This is a genomic window from Curvibacter sp. GW821-FHT09D12 (genome assembly GCF_059416245.1).
This window is the reverse complement of the sequence record NZ_JBWKOU010000005.1, coordinates 20,682-38,246: the sequence shown is the minus strand read 5'-3', so window position 1 is coordinate 38,246 and position 17,565 is coordinate 20,682. Positions and strand designations below refer to the sequence as shown.

The following is a 17,565-nucleotide window of genomic DNA, read 5'->3' as shown; positions in this document are numbered from 1 at the left end:
CGTAAGCAGTTGGTCAGGGACGCTGCCCAGAATTGTTTCGTGGCCGGTGGCTTTCGGGCCACGCCCTGCATCCATTCCAACTACTGGAGAGAGACATGAGCGACCCTGTTGTCGACAAGATAAAAACCCACCCGAAGTACCTGGAGCTGCGCCGCAAACGCAATGGCCTGGGCGTTTTCCTGACCATCCTGATGCTGGTCGTGTACTACGGCTACATCGGCCTGATCGCCTTCGACAAGGCCTTTCTGGCTCAGCCCATCGGCGCCGGCGTGACCTCGCTGGGCATCCCGATCGGCATGGGCGTGATCGTTTTCACCATCATCATCACGGGCATCTACGTGAAGCGTGCCAACGGTGAATTCGACCAGTTGACCAAGGACATCCTGAAGGACGCCACCAAATGAACAAGCAACTCCAATTCGCACTGGCGGGCGCGCTGGCCCTGGCCGCCAGCGGCTCGGCCCTCGCGGCGGGCGGTGATCTGGGCGAAGCCGCCAAGCAGGCCACCAACTGGACCGCCATCATCATGTTCGCCGCCTTTGTGGCAGGCACGCTGTGGATCACCAAGTGGGCTGCGGCCAAGACCAAATCGGCCGCCGACTTCTACACCGCAGGTGGTGGCATCACCGGCTTCCAGAACGGCCTGGCGATTGCCGGCGACTACATGTCGGCGGCCTCGTTCCTGGGCATTTCGGCCATGGTGATGGGCGTTGGCTATGACGGCATCATCTACTCCATCGGCTTCCTGGTGGGCTGGCCCATCATCACCTTCCTGATGGCCGAGCGCCTGCGCAACCTGGGCAAGTTCACCTTTGCCGACGTGGCAGGGTACCGCTTCCAACAGGCTCCGATCCGCGCCTTTGCGGCCTCGGGCACCCTGGTGGTGGTGGCCTTCTACCTGATCGCCCAGATGGTGGGTGCCGGCCAGCTGATCAAGCTGTTGTTCGGCCTGGACTACTGGCTGGCCGTGGTGATCGTGGGCGCGCTGATGATGGTCTACGTGCTGTTTGGTGGCATGACGGCCACCACCTGGGTGCAGATCATCAAGGCCTGCATGCTGCTGGCGGGCGTGAGCTTCATGGCCTTCATGGTGCTGGCCAAGTATGGTTTCAGCCCTGAAGCCCTGTTTGCCGAAGGCGTGAAGGTGAAGGCGGCCATCGCCGCCAACGCCGGCAAGTCGCCCGAAGAGGCGGCCAAGATCGGCCTGTCGGTCATGGGCCCTGGCGGCTTCATCAAAGACCCGATTTCGGCGATCTCTTTCGGCATGGCCCTGATGTTCGGTACCGCTGGCCTGCCTCACATCCTGATGCGCTTCTTCACCGTGCCCGATGCCAAGGAAGCCCGCAAGTCGGTGCTGTGGGCCACCACCTGGATCGGCTACTTCTACGTGCTGATCTTCATCATCGGCTTCGGCGCCATCACCCTGGTGCTGACCAACCCTGAAATGGCCGACGTGGCCAAGGGCGTGATCAAGGGCGGTGCCGGTACCGCCAACATGGCAGCGGTTCTGGTGGCCAAGTCGGTCGGCGGCGACGTGTTCTTCGGCTTCATCTCGGCCGTGGCCTTCGCTACCATCCTGGCTGTGGTGGCCGGTCTGACGCTGTCGGGCGCCTCGGCCGTGTCGCACGACCTGTACGCCACCGTGTTCAAGAGCGGCAAGGCCGACAGCGCCTCCGAGCTGAAGGTGTCGCGCATGACCACTGTGGCCCTGGGCATCGTCGCCGTGGTGCTGGGCATCGCCTTCGAGAAGCAGAACATCGCCTTCATGGTGTCGCTGGCCTTCGCGATTGCGGCCTCGGCCAACTTCCCGGTGCTGTTCCTGTCGGTGCTCTGGAAAGACTGCACCACCAAGGGCGCTGTGATCGGTGGCTTCCTGGGCCTGATCTCCTCGGTGGGCCTGACCATCGTGTCGCCCTCGGTGTGGGAAGCCACGCTGGGCTACCCCAAGGGCTCGGCCTGGTTCCCGTACTCGTCGCCAGCCCTGTTCTCGATGGCCATCGGCTTCTTCGGTGTGTGGCTGTTCTCGGTCCTGGACCGCAGCGGCCAGGCCGCCAAGGAACGCGAAGCCTTCGCTTCGCAGCAGGTGCGCTCGGAAACCGGCCTGGGTGCCTCGGGCGCCTCGGGTCACTGAAGCGGAAACGGGTCGCCCTGACGCGCCCCGTCTCCCACCCATGAAAAAACCGGGCCTCGGCCCGGTTTTTCTTTTTCTGCGCTGCGGGCGCTAGCCGCTTTTCAGCGCCCGCAGCTTGATGAAGGCCAGGCCGGCCATCACCGCGTCATTGATGGCGTCGTGGGCATCGCGCAGCGGCAGCTGCAAGTCGGCCATCAGGGTGGCAAAGCGCAGGTCGATGTCGGCGTTGTCGTGCTGCTGGTAGGGAGGCAGCTGACGAAACTTGTGGTCGTAGTACAGGGCCGACACTTCGATCTTGGGCTGCGGCAAAGGCTGACCCAGCAGGGGCCGCACCACGCGGTTGAGCATGGCCACATCGAACTCCAAAAAATAACCCACCAGCGGGCGTGGCCCGATGAAGTGCAGCAGGCGGCGCACTGCCTCGTCGGCGGGCAGGCCTTCGGCCACGTCGCGCTCGCGCAGGCGGTGGATGCGCACGCTCTCGGCCGAGACACCGCGCTCAGGCCGCACCAGCAGCTCCAGCCGTTCGCTGGTCATGAGGCGGTCCCCCACGATGCGCACGGCGCCAATGGACACGATCTCGTCGCTGCGCACATTGAGGCCGGTGGTCTCGCAATCCAGCGAGACCCACTCATCGGGCGGAGGATCGTCGAACAGAAATGCAAACGACGGGTCGGCCAGCCGGCGCAAGGCCCAGTCACGGCGCAGGCGCTGCAACCAGCGGTTGGCCACCGAGGGCAAGGGCACGGTGCTCATGACAGGGCGTCCAGGCGAAAACGGTGGCGCAGCTGCACCTTGAAGCGCTTGACCACGCTCAGCGAATCCTTGAGCAGGTCGCGGTCCAGCGCACTGAGCTGGGCAAAGTCGACCGCGCCGGTGACCGGGCGCTTCAGGTCGATCTCGGCCAGGCCGGCCTTGAGCTTGAGGCCCATGAACACCTGCAGGCTGTCGGTCAATTCGGTGGCCGTGTCGGCACTGAGGGCCCCGGCGGCCACCAGGGCGGCAATGCGCCCGCTGGTGCTGGTCTCGGTGATCCGGTGGGCCAGCGCCAGGCTGCGCACCCCATGCACCAGCGGAAAAATGCCCTCTTTCTTGAGGTTGAGCTGGCGCCCGTCCTCGCCCAGCGAGAACAGGCGGTGCAGCCAGCCATTGGAGGATTCGCCAAAAGCATCGAGCGCCGAGGCAAAGCGGCTGAGCATGGCTTCGTTGTCCAGCGACAGCGCCTGCACCTGCTCCTGCACCCGGGTCAGCAAGAAGGCATCGCCGCACACCGCGTGGGCGTCCATGAAGATGGCCAGCTTCATGAGCTTGTCGGCATCGGGCACCAGCAACCAATCGCGGGCGCGCTGGCTGAACTCGCTGACGCTGCCGCGCCAGTCGGGGTTGCTCAGCATGATGTGGCCCGGGCATTCGGGGTAGCCAAAGCGGCTCAGGGCTGCTGAGAAGCGTTCGCACAGGGCCTGCAGGTCGGCTGGCGGCACGTAGCCGTCGCGCAGCACCAGGGCGTTGTCCTGATCGGTCTTGAGCAACTGCTCGCCGCGGCCCTCGCTGCCCATCACGAACAGGCAGCTGTTGGCGACCAGCTCGGGCGGTGCCAGCATGTCCCAGGCGCGCTCGAACAGGCGCAGATTGAGTTGCTGTACCAGCCGCGCAATCAGCCCCACCCGGGTGCCGCCGCGCGACAGCAGGCCGATCATGCGGTTGATCTGGCCTGCCGCCTGCTCCAGGCCGGCCAGATCGCGGGCCTGCTCGATCTGCACCGTGATGAGGTGCGAATGGTTGCCCAGGAAGCTGAACAGGTCCAAGGCCTCAAGGATGCCGCGCACCTCGCCGCCTTCGGCCACCACCACCCGGTGCACGCGGCTGCGCAGCATCAGGGCCATGGCATCGCCCAGCAGATCGCCCGGGCGCACGGTGACCAGTTGGTAGCTGGCCAGCTCGCCAACGGCCAATTGGTCGAGCGGTCGGCCATCGAGCACGGCACGCTGCAAGGCGGTGGCCGTGAAGATGCCCAGCCGGGGCGGGTCGCTGCGGCCATCACGCACCAGCACATTGGAGGTTTTCTCCGCCTGAAAGCGACGCACCACGGTGACGATGTCGGTGTCGGCCTCCACCGTGGGGGCCGGGCGGACAAAGGCCTCCTCGACCCGGGCCATGGTGAGCGAGTGAAGCTCGTGGCTGCCCTGACGCTGGGCCAGGGTGCTGAGCTTGTTGCTGAGATCGGAGAACAACAAGGCGCCAAAAGTGGCGTTGGACGCGATCAGTTCGTTGACCGCCTGGTGCGCCAGTTGGTAGGCCACCACCTCTTCAGACGCCACAAATCGGTGGCTGACCCGCCCGGCCACCAGGCCTCGGCCATCAAAGCAGTCGTCCGGGCCGTAGCTGCCGATGACCTCTTCGCCATCGAGCTGGGTCACAAAGCCCTTGATGATGACAAACAGATGGGTGGGCACGGAACCCACTTCGAGGATGGGGGTGCCGGCGCGAAAGTAGGCCACATCGACACTGTTGCGCACCAGACGCTGCTCGTCAGGTTTCAGGCAGTCGAATGGCGAAGCCGAGAAATTGAAGGCGTTGGGCATCGCTTGTCTCCGATCAGGGGCCGCTGCGCCGGGGCGGGCTGCGGTGTTGTCAGAGGATTGTCGCGTGCGCGATCACATCAGGACTTGACCCAGGTTCAGCTTTCGCGCCCCTGCCCCAGACCGTTCATCACCTGAGGCACGGAGTCCCAGTGGGTTTCCAGCCAAGGGTCACCCGCCAGGCAAGCCCGCAGGAGGGGCAAGGCGTCCAGGCCCCAGAACACTCGACCCTCGACCCGCCAGGCCGGCACACCAAAGGCCCCGGCGGTCAGCGCCTCTTGCGTGTTCTGGCGCAGCCGGGCCCGTACGGCATCGGCGCCCGGCTCGTGGCGCAGCGTGAGGCGCTGCTGCAAGGCCAGCAGGCGCTCCGGGTCGAGCGCATCGTGGCCGCCGTGCCAGACATGGCGCATCACCTCGCGCGCCACATGGCGGCTGATGCAGCCGTCCACGCTGGTGGCCAGGGCCAGGCCCAGCAAAGGCACGGGCGAGAACGGGTGCTGCGCCGGCATCTGCAGTCCCACGCCCAGGCTGTGCCCCAGCCAGGCCACGTGGCGGTAGGTCCAGTCACGTTTGGGGGCGATCGCCGCCGGCCCGCCGTGGCCGTACTGCTTGACCAGCGCGCCCAGCAGCACGGGCTTGTAGCTCACGTGGTAACTCAGGCCCTGCAGGGCCTGGGGCAGTTGCTCCAGCGCCAGCCAGGCATAGGGGGACACGAAGTCGAAGTAGAAATCGATGTGTTTCATGCGGGCCTGAGGCGCTGGGCCTGGGTTCGGGGCCATGTTCAGGCCTGGGGCTCGCGCACCAGGCCGCTGCGCAGCATCACCTGGCGCCAGACGCTGCGTTTGTAGCCGTCGGAGGCTCCGCTCCAGGCCCGCAGCTCGTCCAGCGTGCGGTAGCAGCCTTGACAAAGGCTGCGGTCGGCCGTCATGCGACACACCGAGACACAGGGCGAGGGCACGTTGTCTTCGGCCGCCAAGGCGGCCTCGGCCTTGGCGGCCAGCAGTTCAAGCGGCTGACTCATGGCGTCGGGGCCTGCACCACATCGGCCACCGGGGCGCCTCCCGTGAGGGCTTCCAGGTCTTGCGGGCGCAGGCGGAACACGCCGTTGGGGTGCCCGGCCGCGGCCCAGACTTCTTCGAAGCGAAACAGTTCGCGGTCGATCAGCGTCACCGGCGGGTTGAGGTGGCCCACAGGGGAGACGCCACCGATGGCAAAGCCCGTGCTGGCCCGCACGAAATCGGCGTCAGCGCGGCCGGTCTTGCCCACCAGGGCATCGACCTTCTTTTCATCCACCCGGCGATCGCCCGAGGCAATCACCAACACCGCGAGGTTGTCGCTCTTGCGCTTGAAGATGATGCTCTTGGCAATCTGGCCCACCGCCACACCCAGGGTGTCGGCCGCCTCTTGGGCGGTGCGGCAGGATTCACCCAGCATCTGCGGGGCGTGGGGATGGCCCTTGGCCTGCAGCGCAGCGGCCACGCGCTGCACGCCGTCAGGCAGGGGTTTCAGTTCGGCACCACACATGGTTCTGGCTTCCTCAGGGTTCATCACGGCCAGCATTGTGCCGCCGTCGGGATGACCGGGTGGTCCAGGAGGAAAAACCGGTCAGGCCACACGCTTGTTGAGGATGGCCTTGCCAGCCCGCGAACCGGTGGGCCGGCCCAGGTGGCGACTGATGAAGTCGCCGGCGTCGATCAAGGCGTCCAGGTCGATGCCGGTGGCGATGCCCATGCCATGCAGCATGTACACCACGTCTTCGGTGGCCACGTTGCCGGTGGCACCCTTGGCATACGGGCAGCCGCCCAGGCCGGCCACCGAGGTGTCGTACTGCCAGACCCCCATCTGCAAGGTGGCCAGGGTGTTGGCCAGGGCCTGGCCATAGGTGTCGTGAAAGTGGCCCGACACGTCGTCGAGCGCATACACCTTGAGGGCCGCCTCCATGGCGCGCTGCACCTTGAGGGGCGTGCCCACGCCAATGGTGTCGGCCACACCCACATGCTGCACGCCGATGTCTTTCATGAGCCGGGCCACCTGGGTCACGCGCTCGGGGGCGATGTCCCCCTCGTAAGGGCAGCCCACGGTGCAGGAGATGGCCCCCCGCACGCGGATGCCGGCGGCCAGCGCCGCGGCCACCACGGGAGCGAAACGCTCGATGCTCTCGGCGATCGAGCAATTGATGTTGCGCTGGCTGAAGGCCTCGCTGGCTGCGCCGAACACCACGATCTCGTCAGGCCGCGAGAGCACCGCCGCCTCGTAGCCCTTGAGGTTGGGCGTGAGCACCGAGTACTGCACCCCGGCACGGCGCTGCAGCCCTGCCATCACCTCGGCGTTGTCACCCATCTGGGGCACCCACTTGGGGCTGACGAAGCTGGTGACCTCGATGTGGGTGAGGCCGGCCTCCTGCAGGCGGTGCACCAGGCCGATCTTGATCTCGGCCGGCACGGGCTGTTTTTCGTTCTGCAGGCCGTCACGGGGGCCGACCTCGACCAGTTTGACGCGGGTGGGCAATGTCATGGGGTGTCTCCAAAAAAAATGCGCCGGCCTCAGTAGCCGCGCTCAGGGCTGACCACGCCCGCGATCGCACTCAGCGGTTCCCCGGCCTGCAAGGCCCGGATCTTGCCGGCGATCTGCGCAATGCTTTCCTCGCGCAGGGTGCGGGCCGAGGTGTGGGGTGTCACAGTGATCTGTGGGTGCTGCCAGAAAGGGTGACCGGCGGGCAGCGGCTCGGTGCGGAACACGTCCAGGGTGGCGCCGGCCACGTGGCCACTGGCCAGGGCCTCCAGCAGATCGGCTTCGACCAGGTGCGCGCCACGCGCCACGTTGATCACATAGGCCGCCGGGGCCAGGGCCGCCAGCGTGTTGCGGTCGATGATGTTCTCGGTCTCGGGGGTGAGGGGGAGCAGACAGACCAGCACCCGGGTGCCACGCAAGAAGGCCTGGAAGCCCTCGCCCCCCACCGGTCCCGAGAAGCATTCGATGCCGTCGACCTGTTTGGCGCTGCGGCTGTAGCCCCGCACCGGGAAATCGAACAGACGCAAGGCCTGGGCCACACGCTGGCCCAGCACACCCAGGCCCATCACGCCGACGGTGAAATCGGTGCGCAGTCGCGGCTTGCGGTACGACCACTTGCCCTGGGCCACATCGGCTTCGTAGCCATCGAGTTCACGAAAATGCCGGATCACGGCGTGGGCCACAAACTCAGCCATCTGCACCGACATGCCGGCATCATCCAGGCGCACCACCGGCACCCCGGCGGGTAGACGGCTTTTCATCAAGGCATCGACGCCCGCGCCGATGTTGAAGAGGGCACGCAGGCCGGGCTGTTGATCCAGAAAGGCCTGGGGCGGTGCCCAGACCACGGCGTAGTCGGCCGGCGCGGCGCCAGCTTGCCAGACAGAGACCCGGGCATCGGGAAAGGCGGCGGACAAGCCGGCCTGCCAGGGCTCGGGCTTGGTATCGGTGAGGCAGAGGGTGATGTTCATGGTGCAGCAGTCTGCCATCCCACAGGTCGGCCCGCAGTCACACGCCGGTCAGGCGGCCACCTTGACTGCGGTGGCCACCTCCAGGCGCAGCAGTTCGGCACCATCGCTGACCTGATCGCCTGGGGCATAGAGCAGCTCCTGCACCGTGCCATCGGAAGGCGCCGCGATGGTGTGCTCCATCTTCATGGCCTCCATCACCGCCAGGGGCTGGCCCTTGCGGACCACATCGCCGGGCTTGACGGCAAAGGACACCACCTTGCCCGGCATGGGCGCCGTCAGTCGACCGCCCTCGCCATGGCTGTCGCCGGCATGGGCCAGCAGATCGATCACAGTGATCTGGGAGGCCCCCTCGGCCGCAAAGACATGGGCCACCTCACCCTGGACATCGACTTGCACGACGGTGCGCCGGCCACCGAACTCGAGCAGCAAACCGGGGTCGGCGTGGCGCCAGCTCAGCGGGGTGGTGCTGTCGCCCATCGACACTTGCAGTTGTCCATCGTGCCCGTAGGTGAGGCGGGCCTCACAGGGTTCACCATGGAACTCGAAGGCGAAGCGGCGCACGGTCTCGCCATGCGAGCGCCAGCCGTCGCGACGGCTGAAGGGATCGGCACCCGCCAAGGCCTGCTCCGAAGCCAGGGTCTGGGCCACCACGGCGGCGGCCACCAGGGTCAGCCCCAAGGGCTCCTGCTTGAACAGGACCGCCTGCTCACGCTGGATCAGGGCCGTGTCGAGCTGGGCCCCCGCGAACGACGGGCTGCGCACCACATGGCGCAAGAACTGCACATTGGTGGCCAGGCCGACGATGTGGGTCTGGGCCAGTGCGGTGTCAAGACGCGCCAGCGCCTCTTCGCGGGTGGCGCCGTGCACGATCAGCTTGGCCACCATGGAGTCGTAGAACGGGCTGATGGCGTCGCCCTGGCGCACGCCATCGTCGATGCGCACCGTGCCGCGCTCAAAGCTGGTGCTGGCTGGCTTGCGGTAGATGTCGAGGCGCCCGGTGGCCGGCAGAAACTGGTTGTCGGGGTTCTCGGCACAGATACGGGCTTCGATCGCATGGCCCTGGATGCGCAGCTCGGACTGCTGCAAAGGCAGCGGCTCGCCGCTGGCCACGCGCAACTGCCACTCGACCAGATCCAGGCCCGTGATGGCCTCGGTGACCGGGTGCTCCACCTGCAGGCGGGTGTTCATCTCCATGAAGAAGAAGTCCATGCGACCGTCAGGCCGCTGCTCAACGATGAACTCGACCGTGCCGGCGCCCACGTACTGCACCGCCTTGGCGGCCGCCACGGCGGCCGCCCCCATTTGCTGGCGCATGATCTCGCTCATGCCGGGGGCCGGGGCCTCTTCGAGCACCTTTTGATGGCGGCGCTGCACCGAGCAATCACGCTCGAACAGGTACACGCACTGGCCATGGGTGTCGCCAAACACCTGGATCTCGATGTGGCGCGGGCGCTGCACGTATTTCTCGATCAGCACCGCGTCGTCACCAAAGCTGTTGATGGCCTCGCGTTGGCACGAGGCCAGCGCGGCGGCGAAGTCTTCAGCCCGTTCGACGGCCCGCATGCCCTTGCCGCCACCGCCAGCGCTGGCCTTGATCAGCACCGGGTAGCCGATGCGGTCGGTCTCGCGCTGCAGCAACGCGGGGTTCTGGTCGGCGCCATGGTAGCCGGGCACCAGGGGCACGCCGGCCTTTTCCATCAGCTGCTTGGACTCGGCCTTGAGGCCCATGGCCTTGATGGCCGAGGCCGGCGGGCCGATGAAGACCAGACCGGCGGCCGCGCAGGCCTGGGCAAAGTCTTCGTTCTCACTGAGAAAGCCATAGCCTGGATGGATGGCCTCGGCGCCCGTGGCCTTGGCGGCCTCCAGGATGCGCTCCCAGCGCAGGTAACTGTCCTTGGGCGCGCTGCCGCCCACATGCACGGCCTCATCACAGGCGGCCACATGCTTGGCCTGGGCGTCGGCGTCAGAGTAGACCGCCACGGTCTTGATGCCCATGCGGCGGGCGGTGGCGGCGACGCGGCACGCGATCTCCCCCCGGTTTGCAATCAGAATTTTCTTGAACATACGGTGGTCTCCAAAATCACGGTGCCCAGACGACCTGGTCGTCCACGGCGTACAACTTGCAGGTTTGGCCTTTGCGGGCCTGACAAAAGCCCAGCGCGCGGCCCACGGCCCAGTCGCCCGTGGCCCAGCCCACGTTGCCCGTGGGGCCGATGGCGAAGGCGCGGGGCGCCGGGGCGGCGAGGAATTTGCGGTAGAAGCCCTCGCGAGCGCTGTCGCTGATGGGCACCTCGTTCACAGCGTCGACGCGGTGTTGGCCCTGTGCAACAGGCACCGTGGGCACCCCCGATCGGGTGAAGCCCAGCTTGGCCAGGTAGGCCTCCACCAGGGGCACCCAGTGGTCCATGTCTGCATTCATGCCGTTGTGGCCGTCCTTGCCCGATGCCGGCAGGGTGTGGAACGCCACCTGGCCGCCACCGGCCGTCCAGGCCTGTTGCCAGCGGCGGGGATGGTCCTCGCCCCAGTAAAGGTCATTGGCCCAATAAAGCCACAGCATGGGCACCTGGGCCTGTCGGGCCTGGGCCTCCCAGGCCTTGGCAACCACCGCCGGGCCGCAGGGATTGCCGGGACGGCGCTCGGGGTCGCCACCGGTGCCCCCCGAAAAATTGATGCCGCCTACCAACCCGGCGGGGTGGCGCGCCACCGTGGCCACAGCGGTCAGCCCCCCCACAGACTGGCCCATGACCAGCCAGCGCGAGGTGTCGATGTCGGGTTGGCTCTGGGCATAGGCCAGGGTCGCCAGCACCTGATCCGAGGCGGCCTTGGCCATGGGTTCGATGCGCATGCCATTGCAGTTGCCACTGTCTTCGGGGTCGAAGTCGCCGTAGGTTTCCCAATAGCCCAGGCGGGTGGGCAGCATCACGGCAAAGCCTTTGGTGACCAGGTAGCGCGCCAGGTGCTCGTAGCGCTGGCGCCCCTGCTGGGCGCGCTTGTCGCGGGTGGCCCGGCCGTGGTTGAGGATCACCAGTGGGTGCGGGCCCGCGCCCACGGGCCGGAACACCGTGATGGGAATCTGACGCGTTTCCTGACGACCGTACAGGTCACTCACCGTGACGGGAATGTGCTGTATCTCTTCACGGAGATCGGCCGCGAGTACAGGCTCGGCCGGCGCTGCGGCGGCGGGGGTCTGCGCCCCGGCCTGGCCCAACGGGCCCAGGGCGAGCATCAACAGGCCGGCTTGGCCCAGAAGACGCAAACGTGTCGTCAGGCACCCCATGGCTCAACCCAGAAGCCAGTTCGGCTTGCGCTTTTGCAGAAAGGACTGGATGCCCTCGCGCCCTTCGGGGCTGACGCGCACATCGGCAATGCGCTCGACGGTGGCGGCGATCAGCGTCGCGTCGATGTCGTGCCCGGCCACGTCGTGCACCAGGCGCTTGCTCAGGCGCACGGCCTCGGGGCCGGCCGCCAGCAGGGCCGCCGTGACGGCGTCCACCCGGGCGTCCAGAGCATCCGCCGCCGCCACCTCATGAATGAAGCCGATGCGCAGGGCTTCGGCAGCGCTGAAACGCTCGGCCGTCAGAAAGTAGCGGTGGGCCGCGCGGGCGCCCATGGCCCGGATCACGTAGGGGCTGATGGTGGCGGGGATCAGGCCCAGTTTGACCTCGCTGAGGCAGTAATGCGCCGTGTCGACACTGATGGCCACATCACAGGCCGCGACCAGACCGGTGCCGCCGGCATAGACATCGCCCTGCACCCGAGCCACGGTGGGCTTGGGGCAGGCGTAGATCACGCGCAGCATCTCGGCCAGTTGCCCAGCATCAGCCAGGTTCTGCTCGCGGCTGTAGTCGGCCATGCTGCGCATCCAGTTCAGGTCGGCCCCGGCGCAGAAGGCCGGGCCCTGGCCGGCCAGCACGATGGCCCGGACCTCGGGGAGCAGTCCCAGATCGCGGAAGGCCTGGGTGAGCTCGGCGATCACGGTCTCGTTGAAGGCGTTGCGTACGTCGGGGCGGTTCAGGGTGACACGGGCCACGGGGCCGATGTCGACGGTGATGGTGCTCAGCGCGGCCATGTGGGGAGTCCTCTCAAAGTTTCGAACACGTCAAAATCTGCATCGCGGTGCAGTAGCTGGTGGCCATGGTGGATGCAGAAGCTGGCCAGCAGAATGTCGATGGGGCTGCGGATGGTGATGCCCCGTGCACGCAACTTGCGGTACTCGCGGGCCGCCAGCAGGGCGGCCGACGAGCCGCCCAACTGGACCTGCGGCAGACTGCCCAGGTAGTGCTCGGCCAACTCCAGCGCGCCCCCCGAACGAAAACCGCGCAACACCTCGAACATCACCAAGTCGGCCACAGCAATGTCACCACGATTGCCCTGCAGCAATGCCCTCAAGGCCTCGACAGCCCGGTTGCTGCGGCCTGCAAAGAAATCGATCCAGACACTGGAATCCACCAGAATCACGGGCGCCGCCTTTTGACTGGACGAGCCACGGCAGGCGTCGTCTTGTAGGCCGGAGCGGGCGTTTCTGCGACGGCCATGGCCGCGCCATGCTGGCTTGCCGTCTGGGCTGATGCCTCAGCCCAGCCCTCATCGGAATCATCCCAGTGCAACTGACCTTGCAGGGCCAGCAGGCCGTCGTAGATTTCTTTGCGCGCCAGCAGGCGCAAGCCGGCCTCCACAGCCTCTTTTTTGGTCTTGAACGCCCCGGCCGCCATGGCCCGCGCCAGCAGTTCGTCGTTGATGTCGATGTTGGTTCGCACAGGCGGCCTCGAATGTGTATGAATTCAGGAAAATATACACATCACATGCGGAAGACGCCAAATCGAGTGTCTTCGATCGGCGCATTGCGGGCGGTCGACAGGCCCAGGGCCAGCACGCGGCGGGTGTCGGCGGGGTCGATCACGCCGTCGTCCCACAGGCGGGCGGTGGCGTAGTAGGGGTGGCCCTGGTCTTCGTACTGCTGGCGGATCGGGGCCTTGAAAGCTTCTTCTTCGTCGGCGCTCCATTGGCCGCCCTTGGCCTCGATGCCGTCGCGCTTGACGGTGGCCAGCACGCTGGCCGCCTGTTCGCCGCCCATGACGCTGATGCGGGCGTTGGGCCACATCCACAGAAAGCGCGGGCTGTAGGCCCGGCCGCACATGCCGTAGTTGCCGGCGCCAAAGCTGCCGCCAATGATGATGGTGAACTTGGGTACGCTGGCGGTGGCCACGGCCGTGACCATCTTGGCACCGTTGCGGGCGATGCCTTCGTTCTCGTACTTGCGGCCCACCATGAAACCGGTGATGTTCTGCAGGAACACCAGCGGGATCTTGCGCTGACAGCACAGCTCGATGAAGTGGGCGCCCTTGAGCGCCGACTCGGAGAACAGGATGCCGTTGTTGGCAATGATGCCCACGGGCATGCCTTCGATGCGGGCAAAGCCGGTGACCAGGGTGGTGCCGAAGCGGGCCTTGAACTCGTCGAACTCGCTGTCGTCCACGACGCGGGCGATGATTTCGCGCACATCAAAGGGCTTGCGAGTGTCGGTGGGGATCACGCCATACAGCTCGCTGGCCTCGAAGCGTGGCGGCTTGGCCGCGTCGGTGGGCAGCGGGTCGGCCTTGCGGGCGTTCAGGTTTTTGACGGCCTGGCGGGCCAGCGCCAGGCCGTGCAGGTCGTTCTGCGCCAGGTGATCAGCCACGCCCGAAAGGCGGGTGTGCACATCGCCCCCGCCCAGGTCTTCGGCCGTGACCACTTCGCCGGTCGCCGCCTTCACCAGGGGCGGGCCGCCCAGAAAGATGGTGCCCTGGTTCTTGACGATGATGGTCTCGTCGCTCATGGCGGGCACATAGGCACCGCCGGCCGTGCAGCTGCCCATCACCACCGCGATCTGCGAGATGCCCTGGGCGCTCATGTTGGCCTGGTTGAAGAAGATGCGGCCAAAGTGGTCACGGTCGGGGAACACCTCGTCCTGATTGGGCAGGTTGGCGCCCCCCGAATCGACCAGGTAGATGCAGGTGAGGTGGTTCTGCGCTGCGATCTCCTGGGCCCGCAGGTGCTTTTTCACCGTCATGGGGTAGTAGGTGCCGCCCTTGACAGTGGCATCGTTGCACACGATCAGGCAGTCCACGCCATTGACGCGGCCGATGCCGGTGATGACACCGGCGCAGGGTGCCGCATCGCCATACATGGCGTGGGCCGCCAGCGGGCTCAGCTCCAGAAAGGGCGTGCCGGGGTCCAGCAGCATCTGCACCCGCTCGCGCGGCAGCAGCTTGCCGCGGGCCGTGTGCTTGGCGCGGGCGGCCTCGCCGCCACCAGCCGCCGCCCTGGCGACCTGCACGGCCAGGTCATCGACCACAGTGCGCATGGCGCTGGCATTGGCCTGGAACTCGGCCGAACGGGGGTTGAGTTTGCTTTCAAGAATCATGGGGGCCTCAGGCGGTCTTGGTTTCTTCAAGACCCAGTTGGGTCTTCATCTCGTCGCGGATCTTGAACTTCTGGATCTTGCCGGTGACGGTCATGGGGAAGCCGGATACAAATCGGATGTAGTGCGGCACTTTGTAGTGGGCGATCTGGCCTTTGCAAAAGGCTCGCAGTTCGTCCTCGGACAAAGTCTGGCCGGGCTTGACCACCACCCACGCACACAGTTGCTCGCCATATTGGTGGTCGGGCACGCCCACCACCTGCACATCCTGCACCTTGGGGTGGCGGTAGAGAAACTCTTCGATCTCGCGCGGGTAGATGTTCTCGCCGCCCCGGATCACCATGTCCTTGATGCGGCCAACGATGTTGACGTAGCCCTCGGCGTCCATGGTGGCGAGGTCGCCGGTGTGCATCCAGCCGTCGGCATCGATGGCCTCGCGGGTCTTTTCCTCGTCATCCCAGTAGCCATGCATGACCGAGTAGCCACGCGTGCAGAGCTCGCCCGAGCTGCCGCGGGGCTGGGTCGCACCGGTTTCGGGGTTGACGATTCTGACCTCCAGGTGCGGCTGCACCAGGCCCACGGTGCTGACGCGCTTTTCCAGCGGCGTGTCGGTGCTGCTCTGGCAGCTGACGGGACTGGTCTCGGTCATGCCGTAGGCGATGGTGATCTGGCCCAGGTGCATGTCGGCCACCACGCGCTTCATCACCTCGATCGGGCAAGGCGAGCCGGCCATGATGCCGGTGCGCAGGGTGTGCAGATCGAACTCTTTGAAGCGGGGGTGGTCCAGCTCGGCAATGAACATGGTGGGCACGCCGTGCAGGCCGGTGCATCGCTCATCCTGCACCGCCTGCAACACGGTCAGGGGATCGAAACCATCGTTGGGGTAGACGATGGTGGCGCCGTGGGTGAGGCAGGCCAGGTTGCCCAGCACCATGCCGAAGCAGTGGTACAGCGGCACGGGGATGCACAGGCGGTCGTCGGGCGTGAGCTTCATGGCCTCGCCGATGAAGAAGCCGTTGTTGAGGATGTTGCGATGGGTCAGCGTGGCCCCCTTGGGAAATCCGGTGGTCCCGCTGGTGAACTGGATGTTGATGGGCTGGGTGGCCTTGAGCGTGGCCGCAAACGAGGGCAGTCGCGGATCAAACCGGTCACCGCGGGCCAGCAGGCTGGAGAAACGCAGCATGCCGGGCTCGTCAGCCCCCTCGCCTTCGACATCGATCCAGAGCACGTTGCGCAACTCAGGCAGGCGCTTGGCCTGCAGCTGGCCGGGGACACTGGTGGCCAGTTCGGGCGCCAGCTCACGCAGCATGCCCAGGTAGTCGCTGGTCTTGAAGCGGGCCATGCTGACCAGGGCCTTGCAGCCCACTTTGTTGAGCGCGTATTCGACCTCGGAGGTGCGGTAGGCCGGGTTGATGTTGACCAGCACCAGGCCCACTTTGGCCGTGGCCAGTTGCATCAACACCCATTCGGCGTTGTTGTGCGACCAGATACCGACGCGGTCGCCGACGGTGAGGTTCAGCCCCAGCAAGGCGCTGGCCAGTTGGTTCACCTCAGCCTGCAACTGGCGGTAGGTGTAACGGCGACCCTGGTGCAGGCTGACCAGGGCTTCGCGATCGGGGTGGCGCTCGACCATGGCATCGAAGAAATCACCCAGGGTGTCTTCGATGAGGGCGGTGTCGGTGCGACCCTGGGCGTAGCTCAGGGCCACCGGTGCGGCGGTATCGGCTGGGACCATGTGTTTGTCTCCTCTGACGGGGTGGCGCCCTCAGGGGACGCCGCTCCGCAGGATACGTCGGCGACTCGAAAATGCCGAGGCCAAGAAGGTTGCAAATCACGCCACTGACCGGCACACTTACCGCATGTCGCCCGAGCCCCGCCGCCCCCCCTTGCCTGCGCCACAACAGGCGGCCACCCCCATGGCCTTTGTGCAGGCCATTCTCCAAGCCTATGAACGTCGCGGCCTGACGCCCGATCGGGCCTTGAAGGCGGCACAAATCACGCCAGATGAGACCCTGGATGCTCAAAAAAGGGTCACCGCCTTGCAGTTCGAGCTGTTGTCGGGTGCCGCCATGCAGGAGCTGGACGATGAGGCCCTGGGCTGGTTCGGACGGCGCCTGCCTTGGGGCAGCTACGGCATGCTGGCCCGGGCCTCGATCAGCGCGCCGTCGCTGGGCGTGGCACTGAAGCGCTGGTGCCGGCACCACGGCCTGATTGCCGACGACATCACACTGAACCTGAGCGTGCAAGGCCGGCACAGCAGCCTCACCATCACCGAGCACCGCGACCTGGGCGAACTGCGCGAATTCTGTCTGGTGTCGGTGCTGCGCAATGTCCACGGCCTGGCCTGCTGGCTGATCGACTCGCGTCTGCCGCTGCAGCAAGCGGCGTTCCCCCTGGCCGCGCCAGCCCATGCCGAGGTCTATCCCCTCTTGTTTCCGGGGCCGGTGGCCTTTGGTGCCGCCCAGGCCGGCATCCATTTCGACGCCCGCTACCTGGAGATGCCGCTGCGGCGCGACGAAGCCGCGCTCAAACAAATGCTGCAGCGCGCCCTGCCCTTGACCGTGCTGCAATACCGGCGCGACCGGCTGCTGGTGCAGCGGGTGCGCCAGTTGCTGGCCCGCCAGCCGCAGGACACTCAAAGCGCCGAGGCGCTGGCGCACTGGCTGCACATCTCGCCGCGCACCCTGCACCGGCAGCTCAAGGACGAAGGCGCCACCTTGCAGGCCCTGAAAGACGAGGTGCGCCGCGAGCGCGCCACCGAGTTGCTGCTGCGCACCAGCCGCCCCATCAAGCAAGTGGCCGAGGCGGCGGGCTTTCGCAACGAGAAAAGCTTCATGCGGGCCTTTCGCGACTGGACGGGGCAATCGCCGGCGGAGTTCCGGCGCCAGGCCGGCGCCGGCTGAAGTCCCAACGTCACCGTGGCCGGATTTGCACCGGCCGTGGCACACCACGGCTGGCGGGTGCCGCTACGCT

General features: G+C 66.5%; 17 protein-coding genes. 3 read left to right on the top strand and 14 right to left on the bottom strand.

Annotated features, from left to right (window positions below; genetic code table 11):
- Window positions 1-95: 95 nt before the first annotated feature.
- The gene (locus AC07PT_RS09630) at window positions 96-404 is read left to right on the top strand and encodes a DUF485 domain-containing protein (RefSeq protein ID WP_494656544.1); all 309 of its coding nucleotides are present in this window, start codon (window positions 96-98) and stop codon (window positions 402-404) included.
- Window positions 401-2,131, top strand: coding sequence for a cation acetate symporter (locus tag AC07PT_RS09625; protein WP_494656543.1), 1,731 nt, complete (start codon window positions 401-403; stop codon window positions 2,129-2,131). Before AC07PT_RS09630 ends, AC07PT_RS09625 begins: the two co-directional genes overlap by 4 nt.
- A gap of 90 nt (window positions 2,132-2,221) precedes the next feature.
- On the opposite strand, the gene AC07PT_RS09620 is transcribed toward AC07PT_RS09625, so the two are convergent.
- The 14 genes from AC07PT_RS09620 to AC07PT_RS09555 form a co-directional block, all read right to left on the bottom strand.
- Window positions 2,222-2,887, bottom strand: coding sequence for a 3'-5' exonuclease (locus tag AC07PT_RS09620; protein WP_492347407.1), 666 nt, complete (start codon window positions 2,885-2,887; stop codon window positions 2,222-2,224).
- Window positions 2,884-4,713, bottom strand: coding sequence for a DUF294 nucleotidyltransferase-like domain-containing protein (locus AC07PT_RS09615; protein ID WP_494656542.1), 1,830 nt, complete (start codon window positions 4,711-4,713; stop codon window positions 2,884-2,886). Before AC07PT_RS09615 ends, AC07PT_RS09620 begins: the two co-directional genes overlap by 4 nt.
- A gap of 95 nt (window positions 4,714-4,808) precedes the next feature.
- Entirely contained in the window at window positions 4,809-5,453 is a 645-nt protein-coding gene (locus AC07PT_RS09610; protein ID WP_492347409.1) for a 2-hydroxychromene-2-carboxylate isomerase, read from the bottom strand.
- 38 nt (window positions 5,454-5,491) lie between these two features.
- Window positions 5,492-5,731 carry a DUF1289 domain-containing protein gene (locus tag AC07PT_RS09605; RefSeq protein WP_492347410.1) on the bottom strand — a complete coding sequence of 80 codons (240 nt, stop codon included), beginning with the start codon at window positions 5,729-5,731 and terminating at the stop codon, window positions 5,492-5,494.
- Window positions 5,728-6,234 (bottom strand): YbaK/EbsC family protein, encoded by a 507-nt coding sequence (locus AC07PT_RS09600; RefSeq protein ID WP_492347448.1) that lies wholly within the window; start codon window positions 6,232-6,234, stop codon window positions 5,728-5,730. The genes AC07PT_RS09605 and AC07PT_RS09600 overlap by 4 nt, the downstream gene beginning before the upstream one ends.
- A gap of 81 nt (window positions 6,235-6,315) precedes the next feature.
- Window positions 6,316-7,224 carry a hydroxymethylglutaryl-CoA lyase gene (locus tag AC07PT_RS09595; RefSeq protein WP_492347411.1) on the bottom strand — a complete coding sequence of 303 codons (909 nt, stop codon included), beginning with the start codon at window positions 7,222-7,224 and terminating at the stop codon, window positions 6,316-6,318.
- Window positions 7,225-7,253: 29 nt separating this feature from the next.
- Entirely contained in the window at window positions 7,254-8,192 is a 939-nt protein-coding gene (locus AC07PT_RS09590; RefSeq protein ID WP_494656541.1) for a 2-hydroxyacid dehydrogenase, read from the bottom strand.
- 48 nt (window positions 8,193-8,240) lie between these two features.
- Window positions 8,241-10,256 carry an acetyl/propionyl/methylcrotonyl-CoA carboxylase subunit alpha gene (locus AC07PT_RS09585; RefSeq protein ID WP_494656540.1) on the bottom strand — a complete coding sequence of 672 codons (2,016 nt, stop codon included), beginning with the start codon at window positions 10,254-10,256 and terminating at the stop codon, window positions 8,241-8,243.
- Window positions 10,257-10,272: 16 nt separating this feature from the next.
- Complete coding sequence (locus AC07PT_RS09580) at window positions 10,273-11,469, bottom strand: alpha/beta hydrolase family protein (protein ID WP_494656539.1); 1,197 nt, start codon at window positions 11,467-11,469, stop codon at window positions 10,273-10,275.
- Window positions 11,470-11,472: 3 nt separating this feature from the next.
- Window positions 11,473-12,261 (bottom strand): enoyl-CoA hydratase/isomerase family protein, encoded by a 789-nt coding sequence (locus AC07PT_RS09575; protein ID WP_492347415.1) that lies wholly within the window; start codon window positions 12,259-12,261, stop codon window positions 11,473-11,475.
- Window positions 12,249-12,650: a type II toxin-antitoxin system VapC family toxin gene (gene vapC / locus AC07PT_RS09570; protein ID WP_494656538.1), complete on the bottom strand. Its 402-nt coding sequence runs from the start codon at window positions 12,648-12,650 to the stop codon at window positions 12,249-12,251. The genes AC07PT_RS09575 and vapC overlap by 13 nt, the downstream gene beginning before the upstream one ends.
- Window positions 12,647-12,949 carry a type II toxin-antitoxin system VapB family antitoxin gene (locus tag AC07PT_RS09565; RefSeq protein WP_492347417.1) on the bottom strand — a complete coding sequence of 101 codons (303 nt, stop codon included), beginning with the start codon at window positions 12,947-12,949 and terminating at the stop codon, window positions 12,647-12,649. Before AC07PT_RS09565 ends, vapC begins: the two co-directional genes overlap by 4 nt.
- A 41-nt stretch (window positions 12,950-12,990) precedes the next feature.
- Window positions 12,991-14,595, bottom strand: coding sequence for a carboxyl transferase domain-containing protein (locus AC07PT_RS09560; protein WP_494656537.1), 1,605 nt, complete (start codon window positions 14,593-14,595; stop codon window positions 12,991-12,993).
- Between the two features lie 7 nt (window positions 14,596-14,602).
- Window positions 14,603-16,327 carry an AMP-binding protein gene (locus tag AC07PT_RS09555; RefSeq protein ID WP_492347419.1) on the bottom strand — a complete coding sequence of 575 codons (1,725 nt, stop codon included), beginning with the start codon at window positions 16,325-16,327 and terminating at the stop codon, window positions 14,603-14,605.
- Between the two features lie 124 nt (window positions 16,328-16,451).
- Between AC07PT_RS09555 and AC07PT_RS09550 the strand changes: the two genes are divergently transcribed.
- Complete coding sequence (locus tag AC07PT_RS09550) at window positions 16,452-17,495, top strand: AraC family transcriptional regulator (protein ID WP_492347420.1); 1,044 nt, start codon at window positions 16,452-16,454, stop codon at window positions 17,493-17,495.
- Window positions 17,496-17,565: the final 70 nt, after the last annotated feature.

Bases quoted from the DNA above. Each gene is read 5' to 3' on its own strand.
- AC07PT_RS09555 (WP_492347419.1), bottom strand. From the start codon at position 16,327: ATGGTCCCAGCCGATACCGCCGCACCGGTGGCCCTGAGCTACGCCCAG.
- AC07PT_RS09615 (WP_494656542.1), bottom strand. From the start codon at position 4,713: ATGCCCAACGCCTTCAATTTCTCGGCTTCGCCATTCGACTGCCTGAAA.
- AC07PT_RS09595 (WP_492347411.1), bottom strand. From the start codon at position 7,224: ATGACATTGCCCACCCGCGTCAAACTGGTCGAGGTCGGCCCCCGTGAC.
- AC07PT_RS09630 (WP_494656544.1), top strand. From the start codon at position 96: ATGAGCGACCCTGTTGTCGACAAGATAAAAACCCACCCGAAGTACCTG.
- AC07PT_RS09585 (WP_494656540.1), bottom strand. From the start codon at position 10,256: ATGTTCAAGAAAATTCTGATTGCAAACCGGGGGGAGATCGCGTGCCGC.
- AC07PT_RS09625 (WP_494656543.1), top strand. From the start codon at position 401: ATGAACAAGCAACTCCAATTCGCACTGGCGGGCGCGCTGGCCCTGGCC.
- AC07PT_RS09550 (WP_492347420.1), top strand. From the start codon at position 16,452: ATGTCGCCCGAGCCCCGCCGCCCCCCCTTGCCTGCGCCACAACAGGCG.
- AC07PT_RS09600 (WP_492347448.1), bottom strand. From the start codon at position 6,234: ATGTGTGGTGCCGAACTGAAACCCCTGCCTGACGGCGTGCAGCGCGTG.
- AC07PT_RS09575 (WP_492347415.1), bottom strand. From the start codon at position 12,261: ATGGCCGCGCTGAGCACCATCACCGTCGACATCGGCCCCGTGGCCCGT.
- AC07PT_RS09620 (WP_492347407.1), bottom strand. From the start codon at position 2,887: ATGAGCACCGTGCCCTTGCCCTCGGTGGCCAACCGCTGGTTGCAGCGC.
- AC07PT_RS09610 (WP_492347409.1), bottom strand. From the start codon at position 5,453: ATGAAACACATCGATTTCTACTTCGACTTCGTGTCCCCCTATGCCTGG.
- AC07PT_RS09580 (WP_494656539.1), bottom strand. From the start codon at position 11,469: ATGGGGTGCCTGACGACACGTTTGCGTCTTCTGGGCCAAGCCGGCCTG.
- AC07PT_RS09605 (WP_492347410.1), bottom strand. From the start codon at position 5,731: ATGAGTCAGCCGCTTGAACTGCTGGCCGCCAAGGCCGAGGCCGCCTTG.
- AC07PT_RS09590 (WP_494656541.1), bottom strand. From the start codon at position 8,192: ATGAACATCACCCTCTGCCTCACCGATACCAAGCCCGAGCCCTGGCAG.
- AC07PT_RS09560 (WP_494656537.1), bottom strand. From the start codon at position 14,595: ATGATTCTTGAAAGCAAACTCAACCCCCGTTCGGCCGAGTTCCAGGCC.